The organism is Nocardia sp. NPDC052566 (assembly GCF_044547285.1).
Classification (GTDB): domain Bacteria; phylum Actinomycetota; class Actinomycetes; order Mycobacteriales; family Mycobacteriaceae; genus Nocardia.
Genome location: NZ_JBIUAF010000001.1, coordinates 213299 through 231771, shown reverse-complemented (window position 1 = coordinate 231771; position 18473 = coordinate 213299). Strand labels below are relative to the sequence as shown.

The following is an 18473-nucleotide window of genomic DNA, read 5'->3' as shown; positions in this document are numbered from 1 at the left end:
GGCCGAGCAGCCGCCTCTAAAACGGCCAGTAGCGGGTTCGACTCCCGCCTGGGGCACGTACTTCGGCGGGTTCCTCGGCATACGGCTACGAAGCCACCGCCCGACTCGGCGAACTCCATCTGGGACCCATTACCTTCAGCACCGTGACCGCCGCTCGCCGACCGGCAGCTCCGGAACTGGATGCGAGGGCGTCATCCAGGTCGATCAGCCTGTGCGCGCTCTTTCTCGGTGCCGGGTGGCCAGCAGCAGTGTTGCCGACAATTTGCGATGGCCTGGACACACCGGCCGTCCGAGATATATATTGAGTGCTCATTCAAGAAATGAGACGGAATGGCCGAACGAGGACGACCGCGTGGTTTCGATCGTGAGGCCGCCCTGCGCGGCGCGATGGAAATGTTCTGGACCCATGGCTACGAGGGCACCTCGATTGCCGATCTCGCCGCACTGATGGGCATTCGGGTGGCAAGCCTGTATGCCGCCTTCGGCAGCAAGCAGGAGCTGTTCCGCGAATCGGTGCAACTGTATTCCCGGACCGTAATGGGTTCGGCGGCAGAGAGTTTCGCTGTCGAACCGGGCGCTCGCAACGCTATCGAGCGCTGGCTGCGCATGAGCGCGGAGGCGTTCACCGCCCCACGGACTCCGAGCGGATGCCTGGTAACGCTGTCGGCGCTGACCACGTCGCCGAAGAATGATCCGGTACGAACCTTTCTCACCGACGTGCGTAGGCAGACGCGGGCCGCGATCGCGGTCCGATTGGAGCGGGCTCGCCGCGAGGGCGAGCTGCCGGGAACGGTCGACACGGCAGGCCTGGCCGCCTACTTCACCACCGTCGCCGTCGGCATGGCGATCCAGGCACGCGACGGCGTCGACCGAACCACCCTCGACCTGGCCATCGACTACGCCATGGCCGTATGGGACCGCTTGGTGGCGCCGATCCCACACTGAACCACGAGTTCGACCCACCTCACCCGGAAGGAAGTACACATGACCACTCTTCTCCCGGCCTATCACATCGGAATCGTCGTCGCGGATCTCGAGCGCTCCATGCTCGAGATGAGCGAAACCCTTGGCGTGGAATGGCATACGCCCTTCGATGCCCCCACACAGATCCTCGCCGACGGTGCGGTCACCACAACTGTTTCACCGCGACTGGCCTACTCCAAACAAGGCCCGGCCTACCTGGAACTGCTGGAACGAGTCCCGGACACCATCTGGGACACACCCGGTCTGCATCACATCGGCTTGTGGGCCGATGACGTGCCCACCGAATCGGATCGCCTTGCCACAAGCGGGTTGCCGATCGTACAGAGGGATCTGGACATGGCCACCGGCGCGACGATCTGCTATCACCGCACCTCGGACAACCTCCTCCTCGAAATCACCGACATCGGCCGGGCAGGCCCCAGCGTCGCCAACTACCTCAGTGGCGCGTACGACAAACTCCTCCGCGGTAACTGAACCATCAAGCCACTGGTGGACCTGGGGGTGGACCCGACCACCCACCTGGGCCGTTGCCGGGTCCCGACACGAGATCAGAGCGCCAGAGGTAGGAGGAGGTCGGGGGATTCGAGGTCTAGGAGGGCGCGTTTGGCGGGGAGGCCGCCCGCGTAGCCGGTGAGGGCGCCGTCGGCGGCGACCACGCGATGGCAGGCCACCAGGATCAGGAAGGGGTTGCGGGACAGGGCGCCACCGATCTTGCGTACGTCGGCGAGCGGGCGGTCGAGGTGGCGGGCGAGGGTGCCGTAGGTGGTGGTTTCGCCGTAGGGCGTGGTGGTTTCGAGTGCTTCGAGCACCTGGCGGTCGAAGGCGCTCATCGCGCGCCGGTCGAGTGGCACGGTGAACTCGCGGCGGGTGCCATCCAGGTATTCGTCGAGTTGGGTGATGGCGCAGGCGATGTGGGTGTCGGCGAGCGTGGTTCCGGTCACCGGTGCCGGGGCGTCGGTCGTGAAATCGACTCGGGTGATCCCGATTTCGCTCGCCTCGAGCAGCAGGTTGCCGACTGCCGATGCGTGCACGGCGCGTGCGAGGGATGGGCTCATGATGTCGCTCCTGTCGAACGGTTGGTCATCAGGTAGACGCACGGGCCGCCCGAAACGTGAGATCAGCTGGAACGGCCCGCTTTCCACACCGCGTATTCGCCGGGCATGCAGACCGCACAGGGCCGGTAGCCCGCGCTGATCGCGGTCGCTTCGTCGAGAAAGAAGATCCGGTGCGCGACGTACCCGCCGCGCGCGATGGTGCGCAGCGCGGACGGACAGTCCAGTCGCCCATAGATTTTCGTGCGACGATGCCCGCCGAGACGTCCCGGCGCCTCGCTCGAATATCGGTGGCCGTCCGCCCCGATCAACGTGTACATCGCCGCTCTCCCTCGAGATCAGCCCGGTTCAACCGCCGAGCGCAGTCGAATGGCCGTGCGACACGCCGTAATCGACGGCCATATGACTGCGCTCGCGGATCTGACTCCAGTTTCTCGCACCTGGTGCGACGTGCACGAGGCGGTGAATTACTCGGCGTCGTGCAGGACCAGGCCGAGGGTGTGGCGGGTGCCGGTGCGGATGCGGCTGACGCCGTGGCGGACGGGGGCGCGGGACCAGCCGCGCGCCGACGGGGTCGGCCGGTCGCGGGTGGTGAAGATCAGGGCGTGGCCCTGTTCGAGGACGGTGACCGTCGGTTTGGATTGGGCGCGCGGGCGTTGTTCGACGAGGAGGAATTCGCCGCCGGTGTGATCGATGCCGGGGCGGTCGAGGCCGATCACGACCTGGAGCGGGAAGACCAAGTCGCCGTAGAGGTCTCGGTGCAGGGCGTTCCAATCGCCTTCGGTGTAGCGCAGCAGGATCGGGGTCGGCCTAGATTGGCCTGCGGCGTGGCAGATTTCGAGCCAGTCGCCGAAATCGTCCGGCCACGGCGCCGGATCGCCGAGGCGTTGCGCCCACGACCGCGCGATCGGCAGCAGCTTGCGGTAGAAGGCCGCGCGTAGCTCGGCGATCGGGTCGGGCACCGGGTAGGCGAAATAACGATAGGTGCCCTGCCCGAACCGATGTCGCGCCATGTCGATGGTGGCACGGAACCGCGCCCGGTCCGCCCACATCGCGGCGATCTCGGCGCATTCGCCTGCCGTCAGGATCGGGCCGGTCTGTGCGCAGCCGTGGGCATCGATCTCGTCGACCAACGCATCCCACGCCTGCGCGTCCACTCGATCAGCCGGTGCGGCAGACATTTCCGCACCGATCCGCCGCCGACCGCTGTCCTCGGTCCGGCCGATGGCGCACTGGGTATCCAGCCGTAACTGCCGCATTTCGGCCGCGATGTGCGCGGCCAGGCGCTCCTGATTCACAGTGCCTCCAAGGTGAGTGGGTTCGCACCACAACGGCCGCCGTGGACCCGGGCGATGCCGTCTCGGTTGCCCGGCCGTGATCGCCGCGTCCGGATTGCGACGTATCCGGTCTCACGTTCCCAACTCATGCCGCCTCCAGGGTGAGTAGTGCTGTCTTTGCGGCGATCCCACCCACGTATTGCCCGATCGAGCCGTCGCCGCGGACCACCCGGTGGCACGGGATCACCACCGGCAGTGGGTTCTTGGCGCACGCGGAGCCGACGGCGCGCACGGCGCGCGGGTTGCCGACGGCGGCGGCCACGGTGCCGTAGCTGGCGCGCTGGCCGTAGCCGATAGCGGAGAGGTGCTCGATGACCTCGCGGCGGAAGCCCGAGGTCAGGCGCAGGTCAAGGGGCAGGTCGAATTGTGTTCTGGTACCGGCGAAGTACTCGTCGAGCTCGCGGGCGGCGAGGTCGAGGCGGGCGGGCGCGGCGAGCACGCGGGGGCTGATGCGTTGTGCCAGTGTGGAAAGCACGGCGTCGTGATCCTCGTTGGGGTAGGCGACGCGCACCAGCCCGGCCGGGGTCGCGGCCAAGAGCAGTGCGCCGACCGGGGTGTCGAGTGTGCGGTAGGCGACGTCGAGCAGGCCGGCGGACTGGGCGTCGGCGGCCAGCTTGCGGTGCAGGCGATCCAGCACGGCATCGTCGGCGATCAGCCCGTCGAACAGGCCGTTCGGGTCGCGAATGGTGGCCATCATGATCGGTCCTTCGGGTAGAGCTTGCGTAAGGTCTTCAGCCCGTCCGCGGCGGCGCGGCGGGCGGCATCGGTGGAATTGCCCAGCAGCTGGGCGATTTCGGCGTGTGGCAGGCCGGCCAGATAGTGGTAGGCGACCGCCTGGCGCTGCTTGGTCGGCAGCGCCGCCAGCGCGGCCCACAGATCGGGGTCGTAACCGGCCGGGTCGGAGTTCGGCGCCGCGCGTTCGGGCACGGTCTCGGCGGGGACGGGCGCCCTGGTCAGCGCGCGGCCCACGTCGATCGCGCGCCGGTGCGCGATGGTGACCAGCCAGGCCTCGACATTCGTCGCCGGATCCAGGTCGGGATAGGCACGCAACGCGGAAAGGAACGTCTCCGACCAGGCGTCGGCGGCGTCGGTCGGCCCGAGCACCGCCCGGCAGACGCGCAGCACCATCGGGCCGTACTCGGCGACCACTTGCTCGAACGGCGGCAAACTCACACTTGGTAGACGTCCGAGGCGTGGGAAACGTGAGATTCCCAGGTCATGGCGGTGGTTGGGGTGCGAGGGACAGGCCGCTGGCGCGCAGTACGCGGCGGTCGATGGCGGCGCGGATGGACGGTTCGGTGCCGAGGATGCGGACGTGGCGGCGGGCGCGGGTGATGGCCGTGTACAGCAGTTCCCTGGTCAGCAGCGTCGACTCGGGTTCGGGCAGGACGACGGAGACCGTGTCGTACTGGCTGCCCTGGCTGCGGTGGATCGTCATCGCGAAAACGGTGACCACCGAGGGGAATTGGGTGGGATGCACCAGATAGGGCTCGCTGCCGCGCTGTAGCGCGGCGCGCAGCGAGCCGTCGGGCATGCGCACGATGACGCCGGTGTCGCCGTTGTAGATGCGTGCCTCGTGGTCGTTGGCGGTGACCAGCAGTGGCTGGCCCGGATACCAGACCGCGAACGCGGAGTCGGGGCCCGCACCGCCCGCGGCCGCCCATTCCGCCGCCATCCGATCCCAGCGTTCGACGCCGAAGGGCCCCTGGCGGTGCGCGCACAGCAGCCGGTGCGATTCGAGGGCGGTCAGTGCGACGGCGGCATCGCCCGCGAGCGCGGCGGCGGTGGTGTCCCTGGCGGCCTGGACGACGTCCGCGCGTACCGATCGCGTGTCTTCCGTTGCGCTGAAGGACAATTCGTCACCGCCCGCACGCAGCAGCGCCAGCGCGGTATCGGCGTCGCCCGCGCGGACGGCGACCGCGAGTTCGGCGATCTTCCCGCCGAATCGGCGCCCGCGGGTCAATCGGACGATGCCGCCGCGCAGGCGGTGTCGCTCCAGGTTCGTCAGTGCCTCGGCATGGCCCGGTGCGACGGCTTCGGGTCCGAGTATCTGTTCCAGCACCGGGTTCGGCGTTCCCGCAACAGGTCCCGCGACAAGGTCGGCGAGTACCGCGCCCGCGTCGACGGAGGCCAGCTGATCCGGGTCGCCGACCAGTACCAGGCGGGTGTCCTGGCGCAGTGCGGCGAGCAGGCTGCTCATCATGGTCAGCGACACCATGGAGGTCTCGTCGACGACGATCACGTCATAGGGCAGCCGGTTGAATTCGTGATACCGGAAGCGAGTACCGCGGCCGCGCTGCCAGCCGAGCAGCCGGTGCAGCGTGGCGGCGGTGAGTTCGGGGAGACCGAGTTCACCCGCCTGTTCGCGCACCGCTTCCTGCAATCGCGCTGCGGCCTTGCCCGTCGGCGCGGCCAGCGCGATACGCAGTGGCGACGCTTTGGGATTCGCCTTGCGATGGGCCTCGAGCAGCGCGATGATCCGCGCGATGGTGTGTGTCTTGCCGGTACCGGGGCCGCCCGCGACCACGGTGGTCCAGTGGGTGGCCGCGAGCGCCGCCGCGAGGCGTTGCCGATCCGGTGCCGAACCCATCGGCGAGTCGAACAGCCGGTCCAGTTCGTGGCGTACGACGGCGGGGTCGACCACCGGATGGTGGGTGGCGCGCTCGGTGAGCACCCGGCGAATCGTCTGCTCCTGCTGGTAGTACCGGTCCAGGTAGAGCAAAGGCCCTGCGTCACTGCGCCGTTCGGCGTCGACCAGGCGCAATGGCTGCAACGGTCCCGCCGGTCCGCCGCATACCAGCGGGCTCACCCGCAGTGCCGCGATCACCGCGTCGATATCGGGCCACGGCAGCGTCGCGGGGTCGATACCCGTTCCGGTATCCCAGGTTTCGTCGGCGTCGACGCCGATCTCCCGCATACGGAACAACTCCAGGCAGACCGAGCCGGACCGGATCGCGCGCACCGCGAGCGCCGCCGCGAACAGCACCGCCTCGGAGGTTTCCCGGCCGAGACGCCCCAACCTCAGTGCCACATGCACATCGGCGGCCGACAACACTCCCGCCTCGTTGAACGTGCGCAGCAGCCCGGTCCCCCGCTGCGCCACCTGAATCGAGGTCATGCCGCCGCCCCTCGCAGACAGCCGCATGCCCGTCGATCGGCGCGCGCCGCGCGCGGACGGCGAACGGACAGCCGCGGTATCGGGCCGGTGACATCCCATTCGAAGTCGAGTTTCATCCGATCGCCTCCCCTGCGAGGAGGGATGACAAGGCGACGACGAGCGCGGCCGGTGGGTTCCAGTCGAAGGAACCTACCCCGGTGGGGGTTTCGGGGCCGATCATGCCGCGGACGAACAGGTACTGGCAGCCGCCGAGGTGGCGGCCCGGATCGTAGGTGGGCAGGCGCCAGCGCAGATAGCGGTGCAGCGCTACGGAATACAACAGGGCCTGGAGCGGATAGTGGGAGCGCAGCATCTCCTCGGCCATCCGGGGACGCGTGTAGTGGTCGACGGTGAGGTCGCCGGTGCCGAGGCGATTGGTCTTGTAGTCGACGATGACGAAACGCTGGTCGCCGGTCGACGGGTCCGTGATTCGGAGGACGGCGTCGATACTGCCGGTGAGGTAGCCGCGCAGCGCGGTATCGTCCAGCGCGGCAAGCAGATCCGCGTAACCGCGCAGATCGTCGTCGGCGGGCAGATGCAGCCGAAGCAGCTCGGCGATCTGCCGCAGGGTCGAGGCGTGCGCGCCCGCCACGTCGCCACCGGCCAGCGGCAGCTCGAATTCCAGCTCGTCCAACTGATCTCGGCGCGCCATATCGGCGAGGCAGCCGAAATCCAGCGGGGTGCGCAGCACCGCGAGCAGCGCGGTGGCGAGCACGGCGGGATCGGCCTCCGGCATGAGCTCCTCGGTCGCCTCGCGGCAGCGGATCCGGACTTCCGCGTCGAGATCCGCCGCGTCCAGGTCGATCCGCTCGAATACACCGTGCACCACCGTGCCGAACTCTGCACCGTAGGGCAGGGTGTTCATCAGCGACGGCGCGGCCTGCACCGGCACGAGGTCGATATCGGTGAGTGCGGCGGTCTCCGGCTCGTCCGCCCGGCCACGATCCTCGGGTTCGCTGTCGGCGACGAAGGAGTCGTGGGCACTCGCGGTCAGCGCCGAGTACGAGGTGCGCCGCCACTCGTGGTCCATGATCCTGGTGAACCGCGCGGCGGCGAGTTCGCCGGTGACGGGCTCGGCGCGCACCCGTTCGATCGAGACGTCGTCCGTACCGGCCACCGCGCGCACCGAGATGGCCGCGGGCGCGCTCGCGCCCCAGGCCGAAAGCAGCTCGGCGGCAACGGCGTCCGCAGGGACCGAGGCCCGTGGCGGCACCGCGTCACCGCCGTCGGGCCTGCCGAGGATCATCCGGTGCAGCGGCGAGGCGGCCGTGGTGATCGCGGGCGCCCACCACGCGACGATCTGGCATTTGGCGCGGGTCAGGGCAACATAGAGCAGGCGAAGCTCCTCACCCGCCTCCTCGGATTCGCTGCGCAGCTTGCGTTCCGCGTAGCCCGGCGCGTCCTGACCGCCGACGTCGAGGACGCGGGCGCCGTCGTCGCCGTGGAAAAGCAGGGTCTGCGGATACGGGTTCTTCGCGCTGTCCCAGGCGAAAGGCAGGTACACGATGGGGAATTCGAGTCCCTTGCTGGCGTGCACGGTCGCGATCTGCACCGCGGCGGCATCGCGGTCGAGCCTGCGGCTGCGATCGGCGACCGAACCGGAGGCGGGATCGCGCACCCGGTCGGCGAGCCAGCGGGTCAGCGCTGTGAGACCGAGCGATTCGGCGAGCGCCACCTGATCCAGCAGCTGCGCGATATGCCGCAGGTCGGTCAGCTGCCGCTCGCCGTTCTCGATGGAGAGCAGGCGTTCGGCGAGATTCGCCTCGGCGGACAGCTTTTCGAAGACGGCGGCGAATCCGGCCCTGGCGAACAGCCGGGCCGCGTCACGCAACTGCGCGCTGATCCGGCCGACCAGATCCGCACCGCCGCTGTCGATGTCGACGGCCGTGACGCCGAGCAGCGGCGTGCACGCCGCCAAACGCACCCGATCGGAACGATGCGGCTGTTCGAGCGCGCGCAGCAGCCACAGCCAGTCGGTGGCGCTGCTCGTCCCGAAGACGCTGGTGCCGCCCGCGAGCACCGAGGCGACGCCGACCCGGTCCAATGCCGCACGCACCACATCGATCTGGGATCGCGTGCGCACCAGTACCGCGATATCGCCGGGCCCGATCAACCGTTGCGCATTACCGGGGGCACCAGTCCGCTCCGCCGGACGTGCGGTCTCGGTCGCGCGTGCACTCTCGGCCACACCCGCCGTCAGCCCGTCGTGGACCAATCCGGGGTCCGTGCCCGGCATCGCCTCGGGTTCGAGGACAGCACCGTCCGATGCGGCACCGGTTTCCAGCAATACCCCTGATTCCAGCAGGCGAACGATATCGGCCGCCAGATCGTCGGCGGCCTTGGCGCGTACCCGGCCGACCGCCGGAAAGCCCGACTTGTTCAGCGGCCCCGCGCCGGTGCGCGGCAGGCAACGCAGGCGCAACGGAGTGATGAGATCGTCGGGACCGGACAGGCGCGTCCACGGGCGAGTGGCGGCCACCGGGTAGACGGTGATGTCCTTGTGCCCCAGCGCCGCACCACCGTGCAGGTGATCCAGCGCGGCGAGCAGCCCCGCGTCGCTGCGCCAGTTGGTGGTCAGCTCGCTGCGGGTGTCGGCGTGTGCGACCGCGTCGAGATAGCTGAGCACCTCCGCGCCGCGGAAGGCGTAGATGGCCTGTTTGGGGTCGCCGACCAGCACGAGGGTGGTGTGACCGTGAAACGCGCGGCGCAGAATGTCCCACTGCAATGGATCGGTGTCCTGGAACTCGTCGACCAGGGCGACCCGATACCGATCGCGGATGCGCCGACAGGCGAGCGCACCGTGCCGCGGATCCGCGAGCACATCGTGCAGCAGCACGAGGAGATCGTCGAAATCGCGCAGCCCCGCAAGCCTCTTGCGACGCTCGGTTTCCGCGCGAACCGCCGCGGCGAAGGAAACCCGTTGCCCCGCAAGACCGTCGCCCTCCGGGACCAGCCGCGCGTGCCGGTCGCGCACCGCCGCCAACCCGAGGGTATGCGCCTCCTTCAGCGAAAACGGCGGCTCCGCACGGGCATACCGATTCAAGTACAGATCGTCGGCGACCGTGCCGACGAGATCATCCACCGTCTCCACCATCCGGGACCCCGGATCGTGCTCCCCCGCCAACCCCAGCTCATCCAGCATCCGCTGGCAGAAACTGTGTGTGGTGGCGATGGTCCCCGCATCGAAATCCGACAGCGCCGTGAGCAACCGCCCACGCCGCAGCGCGACCTCATCCGAATCCGCCTCGGCGAGATGGCGAATCAACTCATCGGCATGCGCGCGGGCACCCACCGGATCGGCCAGCGCCCCCGCGACCGCGACGAACCGATCCCGGGTCCGCTCCCGCAACTCTTGCGTCGCGGCCCGACTGAATGTCACCAGCAGCAGCTGGGAGACATCGATCCCGGCCTCGGCCACATATCGCACCGCCAACCCGACGATCGCATGCGTTTTCCCCGTACCGGCGCTCGCCTCCAGCACCGTGGTTCCGACCGGCAACGGCCCGATCGGATCGAACCGGTCGGCGTCGCTCACGACCGTGACGGCCTCCGTAATCGTCATGCCCGCCACCGCCTTTCGCGACTCGGTCCACATACTCGTCTCGGCCACCATGCGCATCGAGCCAGCTCTCGGGGCAGTCGCCGATCCCTTCCGGTACCGCCATCGGACGGCGAGGCGACAGGACCCACAACCATCCTCGCTTTCGCATCCGGTCCCGACGGCATCGACACGCCAACGGGCAGAGAGCAACCACAGCCCACCACTGGCTGAGCGCTACGGGCGGCGACGCAGTGGACCACCGCCGACCGGCGTGCACTTCGCGGCATGGTGCGGCTCATGGCTGCCCCTGTGATTCGGCGGCGAGCAGCGGGGCCCACAGGCGGCGGGCCAGGGAGCCGAAGCGGGTGGTTTCGCCGGGTTCGCCCGCGGGGGCCGGGGTTTCCATCAGGTGTTCGAGGCGGGGGGCCGGACCCCAGATGTAGCGGAGGTGGCGGTCGGTGTGGTCGCCGAATTGGCCTGGGCCGTTCTGGCCGCCGTTGAAGTCGCGTTCGGCGGCGGCGACGGCCTCGTCGGTGGTGGCGCCGCGGAAGCGGCGTTCGGCGTAGGTCGCGGTGGCCGTCGGTGTGATGGGGAGGGGTTCGGTGAGGCCCGCGTCGCGGAATTTCACCAGTTCGCGCAGGATGCCGAGCGCCGCGGGGGCGTCGGGGGCGGTGAGCTCCGAACGCCATGCGGGGCGGCCGAATTGGCCGCGGCCGGTGGTGACGGCGCGCCACGACCTGTCCTCGGTGACGGCCAGTGCCAGCAGCGAAACCCAGGCGCCGATGCGGTGTTTCGGCGCGAGGCGGGAAAAGGTGGTGCGGACAAGGGTTTCGCCGTGCACCTCGGGGACCGTGCCGGTGAGCCTGCGGCCGTCGCCGAGATCGACCGCGATATCGACCGCGCGCGCCGGGCTCGCGTAATCCTGCTGCGAGGCACGCACCAGCTTGTCCACGGTCTGCTCGACCTCGTCGAGTACCGCGCCGCCGAGCCCGAATGGCGGCAGGGTGCCGCGCCGCCATTCCGCGGCGCGCAGCGCCGCCGGATCGGCGCCGGTGAGGCGGGCGGCCAGCATGCGCTCGCCCAGATCCCATTTCGCGAGCCCGTCGAGTTCGATGGGCAGGCGGTCGGCGATGTCCTCCTCGTGTTCGGGCACGCGGATGCCGAGGCGCTGCCACAGGAAGGCGCGGATCGGGTGTTCGGCGAACGAGATCAGTTCGGCCAGGCCGACATCGGTGAACTCGGGCGCGGGCAGCGGTTCGGTGAGGAAGCCGGGCCGCGGCCGTGCGGGCCGATCGGCGGCCAGCGCACCGGCCAGCGCGACGGTGTCGAAGCTGGCGGGCCGATCCGCCTGGAAATTGCGACGATCGAAGGCCTGCAACGGATGCCGGGTCAGCACGGCGTCCATACCCGCGGCGCCGACGTGCGCGCGCAGCACATCGAGCAGCTCGGCCACCGGGATGGCAGGCGGTCGGTACGCGCCGGTCACCGGGTCGGCGCCGGTGTGGAACAGCAGCAGTTGTTCGCGCGCCGCGAGGATCGCGTCGAGCAGCAGCAGCCGGTCCTCGCCGCGCGCATCCCGTTCGCCGAGTAGCGGATCGCGGGCGAGCACGTCGTCGCCGTCGACGCCGCCCGCGCGCGGGAACACATCGTCGTCCAGTCCGAGCAGCACCACCACCCGGTGCGGCACCGAACGCATCGGCACCATCGTGCACACCGTGAGCTCGCCGGTGCGGAAGTTCGCGCGGGTCGGCCTGGCCGCGAGCCTGCTCGCCAGCAGCACGCCGACATCGGGCAGCCGCAACAGCACCTCGCCCGCGTGCTCGGTGGCGGCGGCGAGTTCGCGCCGCGCCTCGGTGCGCACCCACGCCTGGCTGTCCGGCACGTCGGTGAGCAGATCCAGTGCGCGCCCGAGCTTTTCGGCCCATTCGCGGGCGGGCCGCGGACCGCGCAGATCACGCAGGCAGACCGCGAGCCGATCGATGAATTCGGCGAAGCGCCCGGCCAGGTCGACGTCGTTGCTGTCGACATCGTCCAGCGGCAGCGCGAGATCGAGCCAGTCGTCGGCGGTTTCGTCGGCGGTGACGCCGAGCAGGATCCGGTCGACCGCGCTGTTGAGGGTGTTCTGCGCGAAATCGGACAGCCCGAACGCCTGGCGCTGGCGCTGCCCGATCCCCCAGCGCGCGCCGGATTCGGCCGCCCATTCGCGCAGCCGCTCGATATCGTCGTCGTCGAAACCGCAACGGCGCCGCACGGTTTCGGCCGCGGCCAGATCGAGCACCTGGGTCACCGTCACCCGGCCGTCGGCCAGCTCGAGCAGTACCGCGATCACCGCGAGCAGTGGATTGGTCACCCCGCGGCCGCGATCGGCAAGCCGGACCCGCAGCTGATGGCCGGGATGCGACGAATCCCCCACCGCCTCAACCGTTCCCGGCGACCGCTGCCCGAACGCCGCACGCACCAGCGGCGCGTACGCCTCCACCTCCGGACACATGATCAGCACGTCCCGCGGCTCCAGCGTCGGATCCGCCGCGAACAGCCCGAGCAGACTCTCCCGCAACACCTCCACCTGCCGCGTCGCCCCATGACACGCATGCACCTGCACACTGCCGTCCCCGGGCGTCACCTCGGCGGGCGGCCACCGATCATCGTGAATCCCGGCCTGCAACACACTGAGCAATGTCGCCGAACCACTATGTGTCACAACACCACCCGGCGCACGCTCCCATGGCGCGACCCCTACCTCGTCGCCACGGCCACCGCCGTGCGGCACAGCATCTTCCGCAACGCCCGCAGGGCCGAGGTGATGGATGTCCACGCTCGCGCCGGAAACAGCGGCCAACCGCTGCTGCAATTCGCGCACGTCACGCGCCAGCCCGGACAGCAGCGGATGGCGTACCGCGGTCGCGCTGGTGTCGCGGGCGCGGGTGGCGGCGGGTGGGCGTCCGGCGAGTTCGGTCCACATGACCGGACTCGGGTGCGCGAGCCACAGGTGCACGTCGCGCGCTTCGGCCAGTGCCGAGAGCACCGCCAACTGGTCGGTGGGCAAGCGGGTTACGCCGAACAGCGAGATCCGCGGCGGCAGCGCGACCGATCCGGGCTCGGCGCGCAGCCGCGCGCACGCCGCGTCGAGCCGCTCGGCCGGGCTCGGCACGCCGACCTCGGCGCGCAGCCTGCGCCACAGCTCCGGCTGCCAGCGCAGGTCCTCCGGCACCGGCGCGCCCATGCCGTCGGTATCCGCACCCGCCGCCCACGCGGTCAGCAGCGCGGGCCGCTGCGCGGCGTAGCTGTCGAACAGCCCGGCCAGGTGGGCGGCCGTCGCATAGCGCCTGCCGACCCGAAAGTCTGTGCCCGCAGCATCATTCGCGCCGAGGTGCCTGGCGAGCACGGCCAGCCACGGCGCGCCGAGCGCGGCGTCGATCACCCGAAGCAGCGTCCACACCACCCGCTCCTGCGCCCACGGATCGTCCTCGGGCCGCATGCCGCTGGCCGCCGCGAGCACCTCGGCGACCAGCGCACTCGGTGACGGAAATGCGATATTCGCCGCAATGCCATCGGCCGCGTCCACCGAAGAGACGCCGAGCACACCCGACAGCCGCTGGGTCAGCCAGCGCTCCACCCCCTTGGCGGGCACCGCGACCACCTCCGCGGCGAACGGATCGTCCGGCGGGGTCGCCAACAGCACGGCCAGCGCCTCGGCCAAGGCGTCGGCGCGCTCGGCACGGTGGATGTGCAGCGGCATCTACGCCTCTCGATAGTCCGGACTAGGGGTGCGGGCCACGAGGCCTCGTGCACGTTTATACGCCCAGCGATCCACGCGCAACTTCGGCACCCCGCTGCGGCCGCAGTGAATTGAGCCACATACGAACGATGTACTCCGCCGTGTCAGCGCGATCGGCCCGGCCGGATGTGCGACAGTGCTGAACCGGGGAGGAACGGGAAAAGGCAGCACCGAAAGGCTGGTTCGCGTTCATGAGTGCGAAAGTGATCCCCTTGGTTCCGAGAGGCGGATTCACGGTCCGCCGGGTCGGTGACCGCTGGGAGTTGGTCAACTCGCGCGGTTACGGCCATACCGTCGTCCTGCACGCGTGGCCGCGCGATCGGCACACCGAGGCGTTCGAGCACTGCTATCGGCTCAACGGCCGCACCGTCGAGGAACTGCGCGCGGCCTTCCGCTGAGCGAATCGGTCCCCGAAACATGCTGCGGCACAATGCGCCAACGGCACCGTTAGCACACCGAACGGCCGAGCTCAAGACGTGCGTCCAGGACGCCGATGTGCGATCGTGGTCCATCGTGCTGTACCCGTTGGCCGCCACCAGGACCGTCTCCCGTGTGGCCGCATCCGCCTGTGTTCTCGCCGCCGCTGCGATCGTCGTTTCCAGCGCGCCGGCCCTGGTGTCGACCGCGAGCGCGCTGCCGCCCGCGTTGACGCAGGGCTGCCTGCCCGGCTTCGACTGCGATATGAGCGCACGGATCGCGAAGGTCGAGTCGTATCTGAATGCGCGCCCCGGCGTCACCGGTTTCGTGGTGCGCGATCGGGTCACCGGCGGCTTCTACGCGAACGACAATGCGGAAGCACAGGTGTGGACCGCCTCGACGATCAAGCTGGCGATCGCCGAGGATCTGCTCAACCGCGCCCGCGTCGGCGCCATCGCGCTCGGACCGGATGACCGCGGGCTGCTCGAGTCGATGCTCGCCACCTCCAACGACGCCGCCGCCGACCGACTATGGAACAAGTACGCGGGCTTCGACCGGATGGCGTTCAACAATGCCTTCCGCGCCAACGGCATGGTCAGCCTGGTACCGCAGCCGACCAACACCGCGCTCTTCCCCGATTGGTCGTTCCAGAAGTGCACGCCGATGGATCTGGATCGGCTGATGGACAACATCCTCACCCGGATGCACCCCGACGACCGCAACTATCTGGTGGACCGGATGCGCTCGGTGGACAGCAACCAGCACTGGGGCGTGTGGGGCGCGGGCCCGAGCATGCGGCCGGGCCTGAAGAACGGCTGGTCCGCCGAACAGGGTGGCTGGGTGGTCAATTCGGTCGGCTTCGCGGGCCCTGGCGAGCGGTACACGCTGGCCATCATGACCGCGCTCGGCGATCAGGGCGGCTACACCGACGGCGCCGAGACCGACACCAAGGTCGCCGAGATCCTCTTCGCGGGACGCTGACACGCCCCCGCCTCATCACCCCCGCACGTGCGAGTCATACGAGCACCGTTCGCGGCGCCGCAGGCGCCGCCATTAGATACGACGCAATTGCATGGGCGCGTCGTCGCGCGGGAACGGAATCGTGGTGAATCCCCACGGCATTCGGTAGCCGTCGGGGAAGCTCCACTCGTAGTCGCGGACCAGCGCGGCGATCACCGTCTTCACCTCGAAGGTGCCGAAGTGCATGCCGATGCACTTGTGCGCGCCCGCGCCGAACGGCAGCCAGGCCAGCCGGTGCGATTTGTCCTCGCGGCGCGGCTCGGCGAACCGTTGCGGGTCGAATACCTCTGGGCGCGTCCACAATTCGGGTAACAGATGGTTGACCTGATAGGCGAGATCACACTGCGTGCCCGCCGGAATGTAGTGACCGAGTATCTCGGTGTCACGCACCGCGCGCCGGACGAGGCCCGGCACCGGCGGCATCAGCCGCAGGCTCTCCTTGATCACCAGATCCAGATCGGGCATCCGGTCCAGATCCGCGATCGTCGGTGCGCCGTCAAAGATTTCGGCGTCGACCGCCCGCACCTCGGCGCGCACCCGCCGCTGCCATTCCGGATGCACGCCGAGGTAGTAGGCGACCGCGGTGGCGGTGGTCGTCGTCGTATCGTGGGCGGCCATGATCAGGAAGATCATGTGGTTCACCACATCCGCGTCGCCGAACCAGCCGCCGTCCTCGCTGCGCGCGTGACACAGGCCGGAGAAGAAGTCGGCGGATTCGGTCTGCCGTTTCTCCGGCACCATCGCGGTGAAGTAGTCCTCCAGCATTTTCCGGCCGCGCAGCCCGGCCCGCCAGTTGCCGCCCGGCACCGAATGCCGCACGATCGAGAGCCCGGCATGGGTACAGGCCAGGAAGGCGTCGAGCAGTTCGCGCCTGCGCTCGCCGACCGCGACGCCCATGAAGGTCTCGGCCGCGATCTCCAGCGTGAGCTCCTTGACCGTGGGGTACAGCCGCACGGTGCGCGTCCGGTCGCGGTCGGACGGCACCCAGCGCCCGACCGCGGCACGGACCACCGGCGTCAGCGCGGCGAGATGCGCCTCGAGGCGCTCCCTGGTGAATGCCTGCTGCATGATCCGTCGATGGAATTTGTGCTCGTCGAATTCCAGCAGCAACAACCCGCGCCGGAAAAAGGGGCCGATGAAATAGTCCCAGCCCTGGCCGAAATCGCGGCGCCGCCGCCCGACCACCTCGTCGATCGCCTCCGGCCCGCACACCAGCACCCGGTCGACGCCGAGCGAGGTGTTCACCGAGACCGGCCCGAAGCGGCGGTACCTGTCCATCAGCTCGGCCGGGCCCCAGCGCATGTAGTGCAGCGCGCGACCGAGATAGGGCAGGCCCGCGTCGCCGTGCACCGCGGTCGTCTCGCTGTCGCGCGGCGGTGTCGCCAGCACGGTCGGGCGCTGCGGTACCAGGCGCAACGCCCGGTCGATCAAATGATCGTTCGGAATATCGATGAGCGACGCATTCTCGGATTCGGCGCGCACACTGGGCTTTCGGATCACGACACGGTCCCCGGCGACCAAGGCAAACCTCCCTGAACGGCAATTATTTATCGTATTCTCTTTTTCACATTCATCAGGTCGGTTCGCCTCAGCTTCCTCGGCGCGGATCGGCGGTTTACGAGGCTCGCCGCGACGGTCGACAGCGCGCCGACTACCGTTGGCATGTCAGGAACGTACGAAGGGGTGCATCCCCGGTGGTCGAGGAGCAGGTCAGATGAGTACTCAGTCGGTCGAGAACCATCGACACCGGGTGGTGATCATCGGCTCCGGATTCGGCGGTCTGTTCGGAGCGCGCCACCTCGCGCACGCCGACGTCGACGTGACCCTGATCTCGAAGACCTCCACCCACCTGTTCCAGCCACTGCTCTATCAGGTGGCCACCGGCATCCTCTCGGTCGGCGAGATCGCGCCGGCCACCCGGCTCGTGCTGCGCAAGCAGAAGAACGCGCAGGTGCTGCTCGGCGAGGTCATCGATATCGATCTCGAGCGCAAGACCGTCACCCACGAACTGCTGAACCTGAAGACCGTCACCCCGTTCGACAGCCTGATCGTGGCGACCGGCGCGCAGCAGTCCTACTTCGGCAACGACCAGTTCGCCACCTACGCCCCCGGCATGAAGACCATCGACGACGCGCTCGAACTGCGCGGCCGCATCCTCGGCGCGTTCGAGGGCGCCGAACTCGCGACCAGCCAGGAGATGCGCGACCGACTACTCACCTTCGTGGTGATCGGCGCGGGCCCGACCGGTGTCGAATTGGCCGGGCAGATCGCCGAACTCGCCGACCGCACGCTCGAGGGCACCTTCACCAACATCGATCCGCGCGACGCACGGGTGATCCTCATCGAGGGCGCGGGCGCGGTGCTCGGCCCGATGGGACCCAAGCTCGGCGGCAAGGCCAAGCGGCGGCTGGAGAAGATGGGCGTGGAGATCCAGCTCAACGCCTTGGTCACCAATGTCGACGCGCACGGTGTCACGGTGAAGGATTCCGACGGCACCGTCCGCCGCATCGAATCGTCGTGCAAGGTGTGGTCGGCCGGTGTGCAGGCCAGCCCGCTGGGCAAGATGCTCGCCGAGCGCTCCGACGGCACTCAGGTGGACCGGGCCGGGCGGGTCATCGTCGAACCGGATCTCACCATCAAGGGTCATCCGAACGTCTTCGTCGTCGGCGACCTGATGTCGGTGCCGGATGTGCCCGGCCAGGCGCAGGGCGCGATCCAGGGCGCGACCTACGCCGCCAAGGCGATCAAGGCGGGGCTGAAAGGCCATCAGCCGCAAGAGCGTAAGCCGTTCAAGTACTTCAACAAGGGCTCGATGGCGACGGTGTCGCGGTTCAGCGCGGTCTGCCAGATCGGCAAGCTGGAGTTCGGCGGCTTCATCGCGTGGCTGGCCTGGCTCGGCCTGCACCTGTACTACCTGGTCGGCTACCGCAGCCGGATCATCACCGTCATCCAATGGTTCGTCACCTTCCTCGGCCGCAGCCGCGGGCAGATGGCCGCGACCGAGCAGTGGGTGTTCGCCCGGCTCGCGCTGGAGATGGTGAACGAGGACCAGCAGGAGGCCGACGAACTCGCGGGCGCGCTCGGCGCGCCGCCCGCGTCCGATGGGCGCGCCCCCGGCAAATCGGCCTCCGACCTGCGGGCGGGCTGACCGCACCCATCCGTTCGCCCCTTCTGTCCGAATGGTCAA

14 protein-coding genes are annotated in these 18473 nt (G+C 69.2%); 5 read left to right on the top strand and 9 right to left on the bottom strand.

The annotated features are described in order from the left end of the window. The first annotated feature begins 330 nt into the window (after positions 1-330). Positions 331-945, top strand: a complete 615-nt coding sequence (locus ACIG5A_RS01015; protein ID WP_397236303.1) for a TetR/AcrR family transcriptional regulator — start codon at positions 331-333, stop codon at positions 943-945. A gap of 39 nt (positions 946-984) precedes the next feature. Continuing rightward, entirely contained in the window at positions 985-1458 is a 474-nt protein-coding gene (locus ACIG5A_RS01010; protein WP_397236301.1) for a VOC family protein, read from the top strand. 74 nt (positions 1459-1532) lie between these two features. Here ACIG5A_RS01010 and ACIG5A_RS01005 read toward each other — a convergent pair whose 3' ends face one another. From ACIG5A_RS01005 to recC, 8 genes are all read right to left on the bottom strand, one after another. Next, positions 1533-2039 carry a methylated-DNA--[protein]-cysteine S-methyltransferase gene (locus ACIG5A_RS01005; RefSeq protein ID WP_397236299.1) on the bottom strand — a complete coding sequence of 169 codons (507 nt, stop codon included), beginning with the start codon at positions 2037-2039 and terminating at the stop codon, positions 1533-1535. A 62-nt stretch (positions 2040-2101) separates the two neighbouring features. Then, positions 2102-2356 carry an Ada metal-binding domain-containing protein gene (locus ACIG5A_RS01000; RefSeq protein ID WP_397236297.1) on the bottom strand — a complete coding sequence of 85 codons (255 nt, stop codon included), beginning with the start codon at positions 2354-2356 and terminating at the stop codon, positions 2102-2104. 147 nt (positions 2357-2503) lie between these two features. Then, positions 2504-3217, bottom strand: a complete 714-nt coding sequence (locus tag ACIG5A_RS00995; protein WP_397238758.1) for a 2OG-Fe(II) oxygenase — start codon at positions 3215-3217, stop codon at positions 2504-2506. 241 nt (positions 3218-3458) lie between these two features. After that, entirely contained in the window at positions 3459-4067 is a 609-nt protein-coding gene (locus ACIG5A_RS00990) for a methylated-DNA--[protein]-cysteine S-methyltransferase (RefSeq protein WP_397238756.1), read from the bottom strand. Further along, positions 4067-4540: an RNA polymerase sigma factor gene (locus tag ACIG5A_RS00985; RefSeq protein ID WP_397238754.1), complete on the bottom strand. Its 474-nt coding sequence runs from the start codon at positions 4538-4540 to the stop codon at positions 4067-4069. Before ACIG5A_RS00985 ends, ACIG5A_RS00990 begins: the two co-directional genes overlap by 1 nt. Before the next feature lie 49 nt (positions 4541-4589). Continuing rightward, a complete protein-coding gene (gene recD / locus ACIG5A_RS00980; RefSeq protein WP_397236295.1) occupies positions 4590-6491 on the bottom strand; it encodes an exodeoxyribonuclease V subunit alpha in 1902 nt (633 codons plus the stop codon). A gap of 112 nt (positions 6492-6603) precedes the next feature. Beyond that, a complete protein-coding gene (locus ACIG5A_RS00975; RefSeq protein ID WP_397236293.1) occupies positions 6604-10092 on the bottom strand; it encodes a UvrD-helicase domain-containing protein in 3489 nt (1162 codons plus the stop codon). Positions 10093-10366: 274 nt separating this feature from the next. Beyond that, positions 10367-13810 (bottom strand): exodeoxyribonuclease V subunit gamma, encoded by a 3444-nt coding sequence (gene recC / locus ACIG5A_RS00970; RefSeq protein ID WP_397236291.1) that lies wholly within the window; start codon positions 13808-13810, stop codon positions 10367-10369. Between the two features lie 230 nt (positions 13811-14040). Between recC and ACIG5A_RS00965 the strand changes: the two genes are divergently transcribed. Together ACIG5A_RS00965 and ACIG5A_RS00960 are read left to right on the top strand one after the other, a co-directional pair. Next, positions 14041-14247 carry a hypothetical protein gene (locus ACIG5A_RS00965; RefSeq protein ID WP_397236289.1) on the top strand — a complete coding sequence of 69 codons (207 nt, stop codon included), beginning with the start codon at positions 14041-14043 and terminating at the stop codon, positions 14245-14247. Positions 14248-14344: 97 nt separating this feature from the next. Beyond that, positions 14345-15247: a tat pathway signal sequence gene (locus ACIG5A_RS00960; protein ID WP_397236287.1), complete on the top strand. Its 903-nt coding sequence runs from the start codon at positions 14345-14347 to the stop codon at positions 15245-15247. Positions 15248-15319: 72 nt separating this feature from the next. Here ACIG5A_RS00960 and ACIG5A_RS00955 read toward each other — a convergent pair whose 3' ends face one another. Beyond that, positions 15320-16786: a cytochrome P450 gene (locus tag ACIG5A_RS00955; protein WP_397236285.1), complete on the bottom strand. Its 1467-nt coding sequence runs from the start codon at positions 16784-16786 to the stop codon at positions 15320-15322. Positions 16787-17000: 214 nt separating this feature from the next. On the opposite strand from ACIG5A_RS00955, the gene ACIG5A_RS00950 reads away from it, so the two are divergent. Continuing rightward, positions 17001-18434, top strand: a complete 1434-nt coding sequence (locus ACIG5A_RS00950; protein WP_397236283.1) for an NAD(P)/FAD-dependent oxidoreductase — start codon at positions 17001-17003, stop codon at positions 18432-18434. The last annotated feature ends 39 nt before the right edge of the window (positions 18435-18473 follow it).